Origin of the sequence: Paenibacillus amylolyticus, assembly GCF_036894225.1 — a bacterium.
GTDB classification, from domain to species: domain Bacteria; phylum Bacillota; class Bacilli; order Paenibacillales; family Paenibacillaceae; genus Paenibacillus; species Paenibacillus amylolyticus.
The window spans coordinates 2157648-2173480 of sequence record NZ_CP145892.1; the positions used below are offsets into that span (position 1 = coordinate 2157648).

The following is a 15833-nucleotide window of genomic DNA, read 5'->3' on the forward strand; positions in this document are numbered from 1 at the left end:
AGCGTCTTGGATGGAGAAGCAACAGGAAAGAAGCAATGGGGCTTTATTGTCCCGTTGCTTTTTTTCCATCTTATTGACACTTTACAACGAGGTAACACGTATGAATGATAGAGCGAAGGAGGCCGATAACGTGCGAGAACAGAGCAATGGTAACTGGTATGCGGCACGTCTTCGTGTACGCTATCAAGAAAGTGACCAGATGGGCGTGGTCTACCACGCGAACTATTTGAATTGGTTTGAAATCGGTCGAACTGAGATGATTCGCCAAATGGGGTATACATATCGTAAAATGGAGGAACAGGGGTTACTGCTTCCCGTAACCGGACTGGATGTGAAGTATCACAAGCCTGCCCGATATGATGATGAGATTATCATTTTCACCCGTATTGCTGCATTTAGTGGTCTGCGACTGAATTATGAGTATGACGTAAGACGCATGTCTGAAGAACCTGATGAGCATATGGCGATTGGAGAACGGGTATGGTCAACTGATGAATCACTCCCCGGTGAACGGCTAGTTACAGGTTCTACCCAGCATGTATGGGTGAATGGGGACTGGAAGCCAGTTCGGCTGGATAAGGCAGCCTCTGAGTTATACAGCGCGCTTGAAAAGGTGTGGCTTTCGGGAAAGGGGTAATACGTCAATGCGAAAATGGATGTGGGCTTTACTCTTAATCATTCCGGTGATTGAATTATTTGGTTTTATTCTGATGAGTGACTGGATCGGAGCCGGAAAGACATTGCTTCTCATGATTCTCACGTCCTTGATTGGTATAGCAATGTTGCAGTTTGAAGGGCGAAAAGTACTTGTGGACGCCAAATCCGAGATGGAGCGTGGCAAGGTACCTGGAAGAAAAATGGTCGATGGTCTTTTTATTTTTGTCGGTGGTTTCTTGCTTTTGATTCCAGGCTTTGTAACGGATCTGATCGGCTTTACACTGGTATTTCCTTTAACACGTCCGGTGTACCGTCTGTTCTTCCTGGGGTGGCTGGAGAAAAAAATGAAAAGTGGCAAAATTACGTTTTATCGTCGTCCGAAATGAAACACCAGTTGTTTTGCATAATGAAAAGGCTCCGCTCAACAGATGATTTCTGTTGAACGAAGCCTTTTTCTATTTTCCTGGGTGCTCATAAGGTCATGCCTCATCGGACACGTCCGTTGATGATATACGTTCTGAGGTCGCGTAATACGTTAGCCCGATTGAACGCATCGAGAATCACGAGACTGACAGGGCCAATAATCAAGCCCAGAACACCGAACAACTTCAAACCCACAAACATGCCAACCAGCGTGGCGAGTGGGTCGAGCCCTACACTGCTTGCAAGTACCTTCGGTTCAATAATCTGACGGGCGATCAATAAGATCAAATAGATAATACTAATCCCAATGCCCAGATACAGATCCCCATTCATAAAGAGGTACGCTGCCCAAGGCACCATGATAAGGCCAACACCCAGATAAGGAAGCAGATCGACCAAACCAATCATCAGAGCGATGGTGAAGGCTGAATTGACTTGCAATATAAGCAGTCCAATCATGACGAATAGTGCTGTAATCGAGATCATGATCAATTGTGCTCTTGCGTATCCGAACAGTGCCTTCTTAAGGTCGGTCCAGATGTCGGATATCGGCTTGCGAATGGAAGAGGGTACCCATCCCGATACGGTGATGTTGTGCCTGGTCCAGCTTTTGCTAATGAAGAATGTAGACAACAGAACAACGATTAATACCGCGCCCATGTTCGGCAGGGAAGTCAGCAGACTCAGAATCATGTTGAAAAATCCGGTGACCAGATCTGTGACGGCTGTACCTACCGTTTCAGTTGTTTTACTAATATTGCTGTTGATGGTTTCCTGGTAGTTGGGATTTTCCTTGTAAAATTCATTGATCTGCGCAGTCAAACTTTGAATGGTGTCATTCTGGGTCCAGCGCACAAACGTGTCCTTGATCTCATCAACATGAAGATCAAAGCTTGTCGTAAGTGAAATGACTTCTTTTACCATGCGGGTAATCGCCGCAGACAGCACCACCGCAATGGCTCCAAAATAAAGGATCAATGAAAGAGTCACAGCCAGCCAGCGCGGGAATCGTGCTCGATGCTGAAGCAGTTTCACTAACGGATTCATGGCATAGGCGATAATCCAGGCAATCGCAAAAGGGTACAAGAGCGGGAACAGCAAGTATATGGCAACGGCGATCAGAACGGCCGCAATGATAACCCATAAGCCACGGAGCAGGCGTTTCATTATTATTCTATCCAAGCATCAACTCTCCTTATTTCAATTAAGCCGACCTATGTATGATCCATGAAGCAGTATTAAAAATAGATGGCTATCTTAATTAATATAGAGCATTTACAAGGTTTTGAAACGCCGGGATGTTACCAGATCTTGTTCAAAAGCGGATTTTTGAACAAGATCTATGGGGATTCTTTCTTTTGCCTAGAGTATGCCTTAGTATTACAGAATATAGCAATAGAAAGTTCTCATACGACAGGATTGGTTAAAAAACATTAAATGTCAACCTTGTTTTTGTAAAGGCTTTCAAAAATGCTTTATCGGACCGATAAAGAAGTTTGATGTGCGAATGAACTCTCATCATGTTCACATAAACGACAAAATCCAGTATGATGTTATAAGTAAATACCGATTGACAGATAGGAAAACCGTAGTTTGAAATATTTGTTAATTTTAAAATGAAAATGTTTACAAAAAGAGAATAGGTGCATTTTGGCACTTATATGACACTCTGGAATGGTTCCTGATTTCGCTTATTAAAGGAGAGATGTAATATGACAGCTACCAAAGGTCTGGAAGGCATCGTTGCGACAACCTCTTCGATCAGTTCTATTGTAGACGGTGTGCTCACATACCGTGGTTACGATATCGACGATTTGGCTGAACATGCCAGCTTTGAAGAAGTTGCCTATTTGTTGTGGTTTGGTAAATTGCCAACAACGGATGAACTGAAATCCCTTCGTAAAAGCCTGAGCGATTACGCGCCGATTCCGAGCGAGTTGATTGCACAAATCCAATTGTATCCGAAAAACGTCAGTACCATGGCAGCACTTCGTTCCGTTGTCTCTGCACTTGCACTGTACGATGAGCAAGCGGATGAGATGACAACGGAAGCGAATGAGAACAAAGCGGTTAAGTTGCAAGCACAGTTGCCAACGATTGTGGCAGCCATCGCCCGTATCCGTCAGGGCAAAGAACCTGTGGCTCCAAAAGAAGGCGCTTCCATCGCAGAGAACTTTTTATATATGATGACTGGTGAAGAACCATCCGAGACCGCAGTGAAAGCATTGGATCAAGCCCTTGTCCTGCATGCGGATCACGAGTTAAACGCGTCGACATTTGCAGCCCGTGTAACGGTTGCGACGCTGTCAGATATCTATTCCGGTGTAACTTCCGCCATTGGCGCACTGAAGGGACCACTGCATGGCGGTGCTAATGAAGCCGTTATGAAAATGTTGAATGAGATCGGTACGCCAGATCGTCTTGAAGCGGCAATTCAGGAAAAACTGAATAATCGTGAAAAAATCATGGGCTTTGGACATCGGGTGTACAAAAACGGTGATCCACGCGCCAAACATCTACAGAAGATGTCCAAGGAACTTGGCGAGATGAACAATGATACGCGTTTGTATGATATGTCTGTGAAGATCGAGGAACTGGTAACAGGACAAAAAGGACTGAAGCCTAACGTAGACTTCTATTCTGCTTCTGTATATACCCAACTGGAGATCGAACAGGAATTATTCACTCCGATCTTTGCCATCAGCCGGGTGTCTGGATGGACTGCGCATATTTTGGAACAGCTTGCGGACAATCGCATCATTCGTCCACGTGCGGAGTACACTGGTCCTACAGAACAGAAATACGTTTCTATTGAACTTCGCTAATAGCCGCAAAAACAGTATAATAATATGGACGAGGTGAAGGGTTGGAAAGCAGAGGCTTTACTGGCTTAAGCTCTCAGGACCCTTCTCTCAACAAGACTAGTGGTATGATGAATACTGCATATACGAAACCTAGGAGGAATTTTAACTATGAAATTAGAAAAATTTGCTCACCCAACTGAAGGCGAAAAAATCCAAATTGATAACGGTACACTTCAAGTACCTAGTAATCCAATCATTCCATTTATCGAAGGTGACGGTACAGGCCGTGATATCTGGAAAGCTTCCAAACGTGTATTGGATGCAGCTGTTGAAAAAGCTTATGATGGCAACAAAAAAATCGCATGGTATGAAGTGTTTGCTGGACAAAAAGCATTCGATACATACGGTGAGTGGTTGCCGAATGATACACTGGAAGCCATTCGCGAGTATATCGTAGCGATCAAAGGACCATTGACTACGCCAATCGGTGGCGGTATCCGTTCCCTGAACGTAGCCCTGCGTCAAGAGCTTGACCTGTACACATGCTTGCGTCCTGTTCGTTATTTCGACGGTGTACCTTCTCCGGTTAAACGTCCTGAGTTGGTAGACATGGTCATTTTCCGTGAGAATACGGAAGATATCTATGCAGGAATCGAGTATGCTGAAGGTTCTGAAGAAGTGAAAAAAGTGATCCAGTTCCTTCAACAGGAAATGGGTGCTAACAAAATCCGTTTCCCTGAGACTTCCGGTATTGGTATCAAACCAGTTTCTTCCGAAGGTTCGAAACGTCTGGTACGTGCAGCTGTGCAGTATGCAATTGACCATAACCGTAAGACGGTTACACTGGTACACAAAGGTAATATCATGAAATTCACAGAAGGTGCCTTCAAAAACTGGGGATATGAAGTGGCTGAAGAAGAGTTCGCTGACAAAGTATTCACATGGGCACAATACGACATCATCAAAGAAAACGAAGGTACAGATGCAGCGAATGCAGCACAAAAAGCTGCTGAAGATGCTGGTAAAATCATCGTAAAAGATGCGATTGCCGATATCGCTCTGCAACAAGTATTGACTCGTCCAGGCGAATTTGATGTTATCGCAACATTGAACCTGAACGGTGACTATCTGTCCGATGCACTTGCAGCGCAAGTTGGCGGAATTGGTATCGCTCCTGGAGCGAACATCAACTACGTAACAGGACATGCTATCTTCGAAGCAACTCACGGTACTGCACCTAAATACGCGGACAAAGATGTCGTGAACCCTGGTTCCGTTATTCTGTCCGGAGTAATGTTGCTTGAGCACTTGGGATGGCAAGAAGCAGCTAACCTGATCTACAAAGGTATGGAAACATCCATTAACAATAAAACAGTAACGTATGACTTTGCACGTCTGATGGACGGCGCTACTGAAGTGAAATGTTCTGAATTCGCGGATCAAATCATTAAAAACCTGTAAGGGGAGATGTGAATCTTGACTATTCAGCGCAAAAAAATCACAGTAGTCGGCGCCGGTTTTACCGGTGCTACGACCGCATTAATGCTTGCCCAAAAAGAACTCGGGGATGTTGTACTGGTTGATATTCCTCAACTGGAGAACCCGACGAAGGGGAAAGCACTCGATATGATGGAAGCAAGTCCTGTTCAAGGATTTGACAGTCATATCGTCGGTACTTCCAACTACGAAGATACTGCAGGTTCTGAGATTGTAATCATCACCGCTGGCATCGCCCGTAAACCGGGTATGAGCCGCGACGATCTGGTCAATACGAATGCGGGTATCGTGAAGTCCGTTTGTGAAAATGTGAAAAAATATTGCCCTGATTCCATCGTCATTATTCTAAGCAACCCGGTGGATGCGATGACTTATGCAGCTTATCAGACCCTTGGTTTTCCTAAAAACCGTGTTATCGGTCAGTCAGGTGTTCTGGATACAGCACGTTATTGTACCTTCATTGCGCAAGAGTTGAACGTATCTGTTGAAGATGTTCGTGGATTCGTTCTTGGCGGCCACGGAGACGACATGGTGCCACTCGTTCGTTATTCGAGTGTAGGTGGTATTCCGATCGATACGTTGATTCCGGCAGACCGCATTGAGTCCATTGTTCAACGCACACGTGTTGGCGGAGGCGAGATTGTGAATTTGCTGGGTAACGGCAGTGCCTATTATGCACCAGCAGCTTCGCTTGTTCAGATGACCGAAGCGATTTTGAAGGACAAGAAACGTATCATTCCAGTGATCGCTTATCTTGAAGGTGAATATGGCTATAATGATCTGTTCCTCGGTGTACCAACCATTTTGGGTGGTAATGGCATTGAGAAAATATTCGAACTTGACCTGACAGCGGAAGAAAAAGCAGGATTGGACAAATCTGCTGATTCGGTTCGCAACGTCATTTCGGTAGTAAACCTGTAAGTTTGAAAACTTTTTGAACAGAAGCTAAAAGAAAACCTCCGGTAAACCCGGAGGTTTTCTTTTCTTTGGATAAGTTCCCCAGTATAATGGGATGTGATGTATAGCACACCGAAAATGTTGAGGAGGATGAAAATTTTGACAATGATTATGTATTTGCTCCATATTGTTGGAGCACTGGCGATGGGATTCTATTTGATTCTGCCATTTGTGGTCGGTAAAATCCGTACTTTGAATGCCGCAGCACAAGAGGGAGCCTTTGCATCACTTCGTTCTTTGAACAAAGTCGCGCAGTATGGACTTGTAATCCAACTTCTTACTGGTGGTTACCTGATGACCAAAGGTGAGTATTCTCATGTCTGGATGGCTGTCGTTGTTGTTCTGCTCTTGGCTATTGCGGCTATTGGAGGAATTATGGGTAAACCGCTGCGACTCGCTGCAGAAGGTGTGAAAAACAAACGTGATGTGGGTCCTGAGCAAAGCAAGATCCGTATGTTCAGTACACTTCTGGCTGTATTCTTGCTAATCATGGTGTACCTGATGGTGAATAATCAGGTGATCTAAATGCGTTGCGGACGGTTAATCCACCTTATGAAGATGTATTGTTAGTTGTTGGTTAAGCGTTTGCAGACGTACTTAGGACAAGCCGGATGAGATGTAAGATGGTGTTTCGTTGAAACAAACAAAAAATAGACAGCCTCATTGGCTGTCTATTTTTTGTTATTACCAAGATGAAATCAGCAGTCCTCGGTTTATTTGAACTGGAACTAGAGGGATCACTACCATACATATCATCATACATATTTATCTGACAAGGTCTACATTGGTTAGGATGTACTCACAGTATACGCCCGCACTGCATTTCGACCATTACGCTTGGATTCGTACAAGGCAGTATCAGCATCGCGTAACAAGGACTCCAGCGAATCTGACCCTCCATTGTACTGGGCAATACCAAAGCTTGAGGTGAGCGTAATAGGCACTCCCTTAACATCCAGGGGGTCATTCAACAAGGCAACTCTCAGTTGTTCGGCAAGTTTCTCGGCTTCTTGAAGCGAGGTATTCGGAAGAGCGATGACAAACTCCTCTCCTCCATAACGGGCAAATAACATCTCAGGGCTTAAATATCGATTACAGACAGAGACCACATGAATGATGGCCTGATCGCCAACATCATGCCCGTACGTATCGTTAATACGTTTAAAGTAATCAATATCAAATAAAATAAATGAAACAGGTTGCGGATTAAGCTGAGCTTCACTCAAAATCTCCCGTCCTCTATGCAAAAATTGAGTGCGATTATAGATTTTGGTCAGACCATCGAAATAAGCCAGTTGTTTCAACTGTTCTTGCAAGAAGCGTTGTTCCGTTATATCAATTAACATAATTAGACTGCCCACAGTCTGTGCATCCTTGTTATATACGTAAGATGTCCTGACCTGATAACAGACGGTCTCTCCATTTAACTGCCAGTACAGATCCGTTTGCAATCCTTCTCTTCCGTATTCAACGGGAAATGTCTTTCCAGCAAGATTAAGCCAGATATCATCCAAGGGTTGGCCAATCATGGTTGTATTAAGCTCTGGCAACATGTCACGCAGAGATCTGTTGTAATCGACCAGTCGATTGAAGCTATCCAGTACAATAACACCTTCACGCATGCTCTCGAAAATACTGTCTTTGGCGATGGGTACGATGGTTAGTAGACGTGAGGATAGAATCGCCCAGATATACATGGCAGATGTGATACACATGAGTACGGGTACGGGGTCCATCCCGCCGGGGGTCAAACCAAGCAAATACAGAAAAGCTGCGACCATAGGAATAATCTGTGAAGTAATGAGAGTAAGTAATTGACGACGATACATCTTTTTGGTGTGTCTCCATTGTCCGATCAAAATGAGGCAGGCACATAACAGACAGGAGAAGGTGAATGCACCATGTACAACATACCATTGACCCACTGCGATATCCATCAGAGGAACGGGACTATCTTCTCTCAGCCATACTTTTTTATAAAATAGATGATGAAAGTCATTGGTTGCAACCATACCTAGGGTAATGGAAGGGATTACAAACAGCGCGGCAGTTACCTTTTTGGATAACGTTTTTCCTGTGTACTTTATCATCAACATGAGGCCAAGAGATGCGGAGAAGGGCATGCCTATATACTCCACGGTGGTCCAAAACATCATCTGTTCCAGCGTGTTGCTGGCTAGCTCAATCGCATAACCAAAAGTATATACGGAGAGTGCTGCTGTGTAGAGAATGAATATTTTGGAACTGGGAATCTCGGATCTTCTGAAATAGGTATATAAACACAAAAAGACATTCAGCACGGCTGAAGTAGCGACGAGTGTTATATATGAATTAATATGCGATTCCATTGTCAGGTCTCCATGTTAGGTTAGAATGATTAAACCAATAAAGATGAGAGTTAAAGCACATCAGTATACTGTACATTGTACATCAGCCCAAGCAGCATAGGAATACACTTTGTATCATGAAACAGTCTAATTTCGAATAAATTTCGAATTTTTGGCCAAACAGGCATTGAAGCAAATTGGTTGTTTGATATCTAAAGAGAGTGGTAAATAACGATTAGAGACAGCACGCTGAGGCTTAAGTTGCTGTTCATCGCAGAAGAATAATCTGAACTGTTCATGCCATCCTACAGAATGAGACTTTTTCAGAGAACGAAAGACAAGGAAGTATACAGTTAGGGTCCATGTCTTCTGTAATCCAAACATGTTCACATTTTGAGAGGAGAATGTTAGATGTCAACCAACACACAACAAAATCAAAAAACAATGCCAGCACAGCATCAGGATCAACGCCCCGGTATTGAATCGGAGATGCATCCCAGACCGGAATTTGAGAAGCCTGAATACAAGGCAGCAGGTAAACTGACGGGTAAGGTGGCCCTTATTACAGGGGGTGACAGCGGAATTGGACGTGCTGTTGCTGTTACGTATGCCAAGGAAGGCGCGGATGTCGCCATTGTATACCTGAGCGAGCACGAAGATGCCAAGGAAACGAAACGTCAGGTCGAACAAGAAGGACGCAAGTGCATCTTGATTGCAGGTGACATTGGTGATGATGCCTTTGCGAAGAAATCTGTTCAGCAGACAGTGAATGAACTGGGCAAACTGGACATTGTCGTGAATAACGCAGCAGAGCAGCATCCACAGCAGAATCTGGAGGATATTACGCCAGAACAGTTGGAGCGTACATTCCGTACCAATATCTTTGGCATGTTCTATGTGACACAGGCAGCCCTGCCACATCTGAAGAAGGGCAGCACGATTATTAATACAACCTCTATCACAGCTTATCGCGGAAGCCCAACCCTGCTTGACTATTCATCTACCAAAGGAGCAATCACTTCGTTCACTCGTTCGTTATCAATGAATGTGATTGAGAAGGGAATTCGTGTCAATGCCGTTGCACCAGGGCCGATCTGGACACCACTCATTCCATCTACATTTGATGAGAAAAAAGTAAGTGAGTTCGGCGCAACGCAGCCAATGAAGCGGCCAGGACAACCGGATGAACTGGCTCCCGCTTACGTATACCTTGCTTCGGATGACTCTTCGTATGTAAGCGGACAGGTGATGCATGTGAATGGTGGCGAAGTGGTGAACGGATAATACGTTAAGAACGTTTAGATTCAGGATAGGATTGATTATATAGAGAGGCGTATCGCTTTCAGCATGGCTGAGCGGTGCGTCTTTTTTATATCAGGTGAATATGTATGTCAAAGATGCGGTTAGCACCTGTTTACAAAAGTCGGCATCTCTGTTGATACAACTATGATATTTTATTATTAGCCTTGTCTCACTGCAGTTGATAGCGTATTGCAAAGTACTGACTGAAAAGATTGGGAGTCCCCTAATCTGTGATATGATAGATCGAGCAATTATACTCGGAGGGACAAGTCATATGAAAATGAGCAAACAGAATGCAACACATTATATATGGGGTGCACAGTGCGATGGTTGGCATCTCGTTCAAAATGAAACACTGAGCATTATTCATGAACGAATGCCCGCAGGAACGGCTGAAATACGACATTATCATTCGGTAAGCCGTCAGTTTTTTTTCATCCTCAGCGGTGAAGCATGTATGGAACTTAATGGAGAGACGTTTGTGCTGGAAACCCATGAAGGAATAGAGATTGCACCCGGAATGCCGCATCAGATGAAGAATCGGAGCGACGAAGAAGTGGAGTTTCTTGTGATTTCCAATCCGGGTACCCGTGGGGACCGAATTGAACTGGATTCAATGTAGAGCAATTCATAAGATATTAATCTGATCATAAAGGAAGAGATAGATGAGACCGTTCCGAATTCGCCTTGCCATCATTATGATGGTGCTGATCGGCGTATCCGTCATTGTGGCTGGATATACGATGGGCAGAGTGTTTAAGACTACGCATATAGCCGCATTGGAGCAAACCATGGTGCGTGAAATTAATTTGCTCAAAGCAACTTTTCCATTCCATGATGCAAGTGATCCAACCTCGGAAGCCACACGAAAGTATTATTCAGATCGGGCGCTGGAACTGGATCGTCTGACGGATTCCCGGGTAACCTTCATCAATAAAGACGGCATGGTCATTGGAGATTCCGAGAGTGATCCGGCATCCATGGATAATCACTTGAACCGTGAGGAGATTAAGGGTGCCGTCGGAGATGGATACGGGCAATCCATACGTTACAGTGAGACATTGGGACAAGACATGCTGTATGTAGCACTACCTGTGAATTCGGATCAAAGTGACATGATTGAAATACCTAGCGGCAAATTTGATGGTTACATTCGTCTATCCATGAGTCTACAGGCTGTGGATCAAGGGCTTCAGCGTGGTTGGATGATCATGTTTGCTGCACTTGGGCTATTGTTCTTAATTGTCGCGTTTGTCAGTTATCGGGTTGCACGTGGATTAACCTCCCCGATTGAGCATATTACAAAAGTGGCCCATCGGATCACCAAGCTGGAATACGATGCCAGAGTTGATGTAACGCGTAGAGATGAGATCGGACAGCTGGGGCTTGCCATAAACGGAATGGCAGACAGCTTGCAGTCCCAACTGAAGACGATTCGTGACAATGAAGCGTTGTTACAGAGTGTCCTCGCGAACATGACCGGAGGTATTGTCATGATCGACGCAGGGCAATCTATTGCACTGGTCAATCGGGAAGCGGAGCGTATGCTTGGTATTCAAGCAGGAAAGGTTACGGGTAAGCCTTATACTGAATTGAAAAGACACTACGAATTAACTCGCACCATTGAAGAGAGTGTTGCACTGAAAGAACGGATGCATGAAGAAGTGAGTGTGTTCAACCCGGAGGAAAAACTGATCCGTATTGATGGAGTACCGATGTCCGAAGATGATGGTGGGTATCGAGGCATGTTGTTCCTGTTGCAGGACGTGACGGCGATTCGCCGATTGGAGTCCATGCGCAGTGAGTTTGTTGCAAATGTCTCTCATGAGCTCAAGACACCAGTCGCTGCGGTCAAAGGGTTTGCCGAAACGTTGCTCAGCGGCGGGGTACAGGATAAGGAGACAGAGCGATCATTCCTGAAAATCATCTATGATGAAGGAGATCGACTTAACCGATTAATCGGGGATATTCTGGAGTTATCCAAAATTGAATCGAAACGCGCACCGTTGCAATGCTCACCTGTGCATGTACACTCTTTCTTCGAAATGGTACTGGGCACCTTGTCCAAGGTGGCGGAGAAAAAGCAAATTCGTCTGGAAATGCATGTTCCGGAGGAACTGTACATTGAAGCGGATGAGGACAAGATGAAGCAGATTTTCATCAATCTGTTATCCAACGGCATCAACTATACCCCCGATGGTGGACGAGTGAAGTTACAGGTGACGATGGATAATGATGATGAAGTTGTCTTTGCGGTGTCAGATACAGGAATTGGCATACCGAAAAAAGATTTGCCGCGAATCTTCGAACGATTCTATCGTGTTGATAAAGGCAGATCCCGTAATTCAGGGGGCACAGGCCTTGGACTTTCCATCGTTAAACATCTGGTGGAATTGCATCATGGCAAATTGTCTGTAGAGAGTGAACTGGGCATGGGGACAACGTTCCGTGTGATCCTTCCATTCATTCAGGAAGAAGAGATGTAGGCGTCTGGTTAGGGCGTGTCTCAAAATTCGCTGAAGTGCATCTTTTACCGCCTTTTCGCCCCCTGCTGCGTCACTTTCCCTTGACGTGCCCCGGCACGCCTGCGGAAAACTTCCTGGCTTGGAACGAAAATTCGGAAAAATCTGCTTCCTTCAGAATTTTCAGACACGCCCTATCAAAATGTAAAAAGTGTGTATTGTTTTACACCGCGTTAACAAATTAGTGCTATGATAGAAAAAGTGTTGTGGCAACAGACAACCTATGAAGAGAGAAGGGGTATCATGGCACAGCGTTTACTAGTTATTGAAGATGAACCTACATTATCAAGATTACTCACGTATAACCTGACACAGGAAGGTTACGACGTTACGGCAGAGGATCACGGATCTGCAGGATATGATCGGGCCTTGTCCCAGGAATTTGATCTCATTTTGCTGGATTTGATGCTTCCGGGCATGAATGGTCTGGACATTCTGAGCAAGTTAAGAATACAGGGTGTTAGTACACCTGTTATCATTCTGACGGCCAAGAACGGTGAAGCCGAGGTTGTACAGGGACTGAAATCGGGTGCCGATGATTATATTACCAAACCATTTGGTGTATCTGAGTTATTAGCCCGAGTGGATGCGGTATTAAGACGTTATTCCAATGGCGAAGATTTACCACAGCTTGAGGACAAAGATGGCTCACGAATCATTCTGGGAGAACTGGAGATCTATCCTTTGAAATATGAAGTGACACTGGGTGGACAATCCATCAGTCTGCGTCCAAAAGAGTTCGAAGTACTGCTATATTTGGCCAAAAAGCCGGGTGTGGTACTGACAAGGGATGATCTGATGAACGCTGTGTGGGGCTTCGATTATATCGGAGGTCAACGAACCGTGGATGTACACGTCAGCTCATTACGTAAAAAGCTGGAGCTGGACCCGGAATCGGTTCACATTGATTCCATTCGTGGTGTAGGTTATAAATTGGTTGTCAAAAGAAAAACTCCCCATCATTCAAGTTAGCAATGATCGGGGAGTTTTATTTTACGTTCATTTAACATAAAGGAAGATTTTTCTTTACGTAGAGGGAGTAGCATGGACTTATCTGAGTGATACTTTGTACCTACATAACCCACCTCAAGACGGAGGTATTACGTAAAGGAGATTGCGCATTTATGCCCATGTTGCTCGAAGTGAAACCTGACCAGCCTCATGTTGTTTTACATAATGAAGAATTAACGACACCCATAATGGAGCAAACTGAAGTAGCACTAGTTGCTGAAGAATCTGTGATCCATTTGCATGACTATTATCGTCAGGTACCTGTCGCCGGAGTCCATACCACCTGTGGAGAAGCAGCGACGATGATGAATCAGGATCAGGAGTACCCATGTATTGTATTGTGTGATGAGCAGATGAAACCTACTGGATTGTTAATGCGAGAAACGTTATATCGGATGTTAAATGGCCGTTTTGCCGCAGATCTATTCTACCGTAAGCCGGTCATACAAGTAGTGAATACATCTCCGGTTATAGCAGATATTCATATGGAAGCCGCAACGATTATTGATATCGCACTTGGACGGAATGAACAGCATTTCTACGATTGTCTGCTGGTTACGGAACAAGGCAGACTGCTTGGTGTGCTGACGATGCGAGACGTAATGTCCCTCTCTCGCAGACTGCAACAGGCTGTTACGGAAGAGCGTATACGTACAGTAACCGAGAGCAGACAGGAGATATCCAGAATCAACGATGCGGTCACCAAGCTGGTGAATGCTGCGAATCAGACCGTTCATGAGGCCCGTGAGATCATGGCATTGTCCAAGCATGGAGAAGAGAGTTTGAAGGACGTTGATGCTTCCTATAACCGGGTACATCAGCATATGGAGAGTCAAGGACAACATGCGGATCACATGCTGAATTCGATCAAAACAGGCTCAGGCATGGCACAATCCATTCGCTCCCTGGCAGATCAAAGTGGTCTCCTCGCCCTGAATGCTTCCATTGAAGCAGCTCATGCCGGTGAATATGGACGAGGTTTTCAGATTGTTGCAGGCGAGATTCGAGCGCTCGCAAAACAGACCCGTGAGGTTGCGGGGAACATGTCTTCATTGCTAGAGAATATTGGTGGATTGACCCTTCAGACTGTTGAACTGGTTAAGGCAAGCGGAGCGGAGATTGACGACAGTTCGGTGCATGTCACCGCAGGGGGAGCAACGTTCCGACAACTGAACAGTGCGGTGAGAGATTTGTCTCGTATAGCAGAGGAGATCGCCATGGAAGGCGGGAAAGCTGGAGAAGTTGCAGAGCACATTCGTACGAAGCTGGATGAGATGGTTTCGAATAGTGAGTAAACTATAAAGTAGTCAATAAAGCAGGCATCAGCAATCAGATTGATCCATCAAGCAGATCATGAAGGTTAAGGATGTCTTTTTTACATTCCGTTAACATGAAAGTGATACTGTTTTTACAATGAAAGGGTAGGATATTAAAGATGGCCGAGCAGCGATGAAAGATTATCAGCATCGGTCTCAACGTAAAGGGAGTTTCCGTGTCCCTGCAGCGAAGGAGAAGTGAACATCCATGAAGGACCTCATTCACATTGAAAATCTTAATTTATATTATGATACGCATCACGCGCTTAAAAATATATCGATGGATCTGCCGGAAAAAACCGTTACTGCGTTCATCGGGCCGTCAGGTTGTGGTAAATCGACATTGCTTCGAACGTTAAACCGGATGAATGACATGATTCCGGGTGTTCGTGTGGAAGGACAGGTTATGCTGAATGGCTCCGATATCTACAGTAATGAGATTGAAGTGGAGACACTACGCAAACGAGTTGGCATGGTGTTCCAACAACCGAATCCTTTTCCAAAATCCATATACGATAACGTGGCTTATGGACCGCGCTTGCACGGGGTAACCCAAAAGGCTGAACTGGATCAGTTGGTGGAACAAAGTCTTGTCCATGCTGCCCTATGGGATGAAGTAAAGGATGTATTGAAAAAGTCGGCACTTAGTTTGTCCGGCGGACAACAACAGCGTCTCTGTATTGCACGGGCGCTGGCTGTACAGCCTGACGTTCTGCTGATGGATGAAGCAACGTCTGCACTCGACCCGATCTCCACATTGAAGATTGAGGAACTGGTGAAAGAATTGCATCACAAGTACACGATCGTTATGGTTACCCACAATATGCACCAGGCGGCACGGGTATCTGGACGCACGGTATTTTTCCTGAATGGTGAAGTGGTGGAGGCAGCTGATACGGAGACGTTATTCTCCACACCGCAAGATTCCCGGACCGAGGATTATATATCTGGAAGGTTCGGTTAAGCGAGCTGAATTGGAATGATCCCGGCATACCCGGAGATGATGGATAAGGAGGA

General features: G+C 45.1%; 14 protein-coding genes. 12 read left to right on the forward strand and 2 right to left on the reverse strand.

What is annotated here, in order from left to right:
- Nucleotides 1–100 precede the first annotated feature (100 nt).
- A complete protein-coding gene (locus V6668_RS09835) occupies nucleotides 101–637 on the forward strand; it encodes an acyl-CoA thioesterase (RefSeq protein ID WP_076318369.1) in 537 nt (178 codons plus the stop codon).
- A 7-nt stretch (nucleotides 638–644) separates the two neighbouring features.
- A complete protein-coding gene (locus tag V6668_RS09840) occupies nucleotides 645–1043 on the forward strand; it encodes an FxsA family protein (RefSeq protein ID WP_036609835.1) in 399 nt (132 codons plus the stop codon).
- A gap of 100 nt (nucleotides 1044–1143) precedes the next feature.
- Here V6668_RS09840 and ytvI read toward each other — a convergent pair whose 3' ends face one another.
- Nucleotides 1144–2262, reverse strand: a complete 1119-nt coding sequence (ytvI, locus tag V6668_RS09845; RefSeq protein WP_036609832.1) for a sporulation integral membrane protein YtvI — start codon at nucleotides 2260–2262, stop codon at nucleotides 1144–1146.
- Between the two features lie 530 nt (nucleotides 2263–2792).
- On the opposite strand from ytvI, the gene citZ reads away from it, so the two are divergent.
- From citZ to V6668_RS09865, 4 genes are all read left to right on the forward strand, one after another.
- Nucleotides 2793–3905: a citrate synthase gene (citZ, locus tag V6668_RS09850; protein ID WP_338708293.1), complete on the forward strand. Its 1113-nt coding sequence runs from the start codon at nucleotides 2793–2795 to the stop codon at nucleotides 3903–3905.
- Between the two features lie 147 nt (nucleotides 3906–4052).
- Entirely contained in the window at nucleotides 4053–5345 is a 1293-nt protein-coding gene (gene icd / locus V6668_RS09855) for an NADP-dependent isocitrate dehydrogenase (RefSeq protein ID WP_036609828.1), read from the forward strand.
- 15 nt (nucleotides 5346–5360) lie between these two features.
- Nucleotides 5361–6302 carry a malate dehydrogenase gene (gene mdh, locus V6668_RS09860; protein WP_036609827.1) on the forward strand — a complete coding sequence of 314 codons (942 nt, stop codon included), beginning with the start codon at nucleotides 5361–5363 and terminating at the stop codon, nucleotides 6300–6302.
- A 135-nt stretch (nucleotides 6303–6437) separates the two neighbouring features.
- Complete coding sequence (locus V6668_RS09865) at nucleotides 6438–6863, forward strand: hypothetical protein (RefSeq protein ID WP_017689485.1); 426 nt, start codon at nucleotides 6438–6440, stop codon at nucleotides 6861–6863.
- Nucleotides 6864–7126: 263 nt separating this feature from the next.
- Here V6668_RS09865 and V6668_RS09870 read toward each other — a convergent pair whose 3' ends face one another.
- Entirely contained in the window at nucleotides 7127–8686 is a 1560-nt protein-coding gene (locus tag V6668_RS09870; RefSeq protein WP_036609826.1) for a histidine kinase N-terminal 7TM domain-containing diguanylate cyclase, read from the reverse strand.
- Nucleotides 8687–9076: 390 nt separating this feature from the next.
- On the opposite strand from V6668_RS09870, the gene V6668_RS09875 reads away from it, so the two are divergent.
- The 6 genes from V6668_RS09875 to pstB all read left to right on the forward strand — a co-directional run bounded on the left by V6668_RS09875 (nucleotide 9077) and on the right by pstB (nucleotide 15780).
- On the forward strand, nucleotides 9077–9949 hold the full coding sequence (locus tag V6668_RS09875) for an SDR family oxidoreductase (RefSeq protein ID WP_076326999.1): 873 nt from the start codon (nucleotides 9077–9079) through the stop codon (nucleotides 9947–9949).
- Nucleotides 9950–10241: 292 nt separating this feature from the next.
- Nucleotides 10242–10589, forward strand: coding sequence for a cupin domain-containing protein (locus V6668_RS09880; protein WP_338708294.1), 348 nt, complete (start codon nucleotides 10242–10244; stop codon nucleotides 10587–10589).
- Nucleotides 10590–10632: 43 nt separating this feature from the next.
- Nucleotides 10633–12453 carry a two-component system histidine kinase PnpS gene (gene pnpS, locus V6668_RS09885; protein WP_036609824.1) on the forward strand — a complete coding sequence of 607 codons (1821 nt, stop codon included), beginning with the start codon at nucleotides 10633–10635 and terminating at the stop codon, nucleotides 12451–12453.
- Nucleotides 12454–12732: 279 nt separating this feature from the next.
- On the forward strand, nucleotides 12733–13461 hold the full coding sequence (locus V6668_RS09890; protein ID WP_036609823.1) for a response regulator transcription factor: 729 nt from the start codon (nucleotides 12733–12735) through the stop codon (nucleotides 13459–13461).
- A 152-nt stretch (nucleotides 13462–13613) separates the two neighbouring features.
- Nucleotides 13614–14795 (forward strand): methyl-accepting chemotaxis protein, encoded by a 1182-nt coding sequence (locus tag V6668_RS09895; RefSeq protein WP_338708295.1) that lies wholly within the window; start codon nucleotides 13614–13616, stop codon nucleotides 14793–14795.
- Nucleotides 14796–15024: 229 nt separating this feature from the next.
- Complete coding sequence (gene pstB / locus V6668_RS09900) at nucleotides 15025–15780, forward strand: phosphate ABC transporter ATP-binding protein PstB (protein ID WP_036609821.1); 756 nt, start codon at nucleotides 15025–15027, stop codon at nucleotides 15778–15780.
- Nucleotides 15781–15833 lie beyond the last annotated feature (53 nt).

Coding starts and splice junctions, on each gene's coding strand:
- V6668_RS09835 (WP_076318369.1), top strand. CDS start 101: ATGAATGATAGAGCGAAGGAGGCCGATAACGTGCGAGAACAGAGCAAT.
- V6668_RS09840 (WP_036609835.1), top strand. CDS start 645: ATGCGAAAATGGATGTGGGCTTTACTCTTAATCATTCCGGTGATTGAA.
- citZ (WP_338708293.1), top strand. CDS start 2,793: ATGACAGCTACCAAAGGTCTGGAAGGCATCGTTGCGACAACCTCTTCG.
- icd (WP_036609828.1), top strand. CDS start 4,053: ATGAAATTAGAAAAATTTGCTCACCCAACTGAAGGCGAAAAAATCCAA.
- V6668_RS09870 (WP_036609826.1), bottom strand. CDS start 8,686: ATGGAATCGCATATTAATTCATATATAACACTCGTCGCTACTTCAGCC.
- V6668_RS09875 (WP_076326999.1), top strand. CDS start 9,077: ATGTCAACCAACACACAACAAAATCAAAAAACAATGCCAGCACAGCAT.
- V6668_RS09880 (WP_338708294.1), top strand. CDS start 10,242: ATGAAAATGAGCAAACAGAATGCAACACATTATATATGGGGTGCACAG.
- pnpS (WP_036609824.1), top strand. CDS start 10,633: ATGAGACCGTTCCGAATTCGCCTTGCCATCATTATGATGGTGCTGATC.
- V6668_RS09890 (WP_036609823.1), top strand. CDS start 12,733: ATGGCACAGCGTTTACTAGTTATTGAAGATGAACCTACATTATCAAGA.
- V6668_RS09895 (WP_338708295.1), top strand. CDS start 13,614: ATGCCCATGTTGCTCGAAGTGAAACCTGACCAGCCTCATGTTGTTTTA.
- pstB (WP_036609821.1), top strand. CDS start 15,025: ATGAAGGACCTCATTCACATTGAAAATCTTAATTTATATTATGATACG.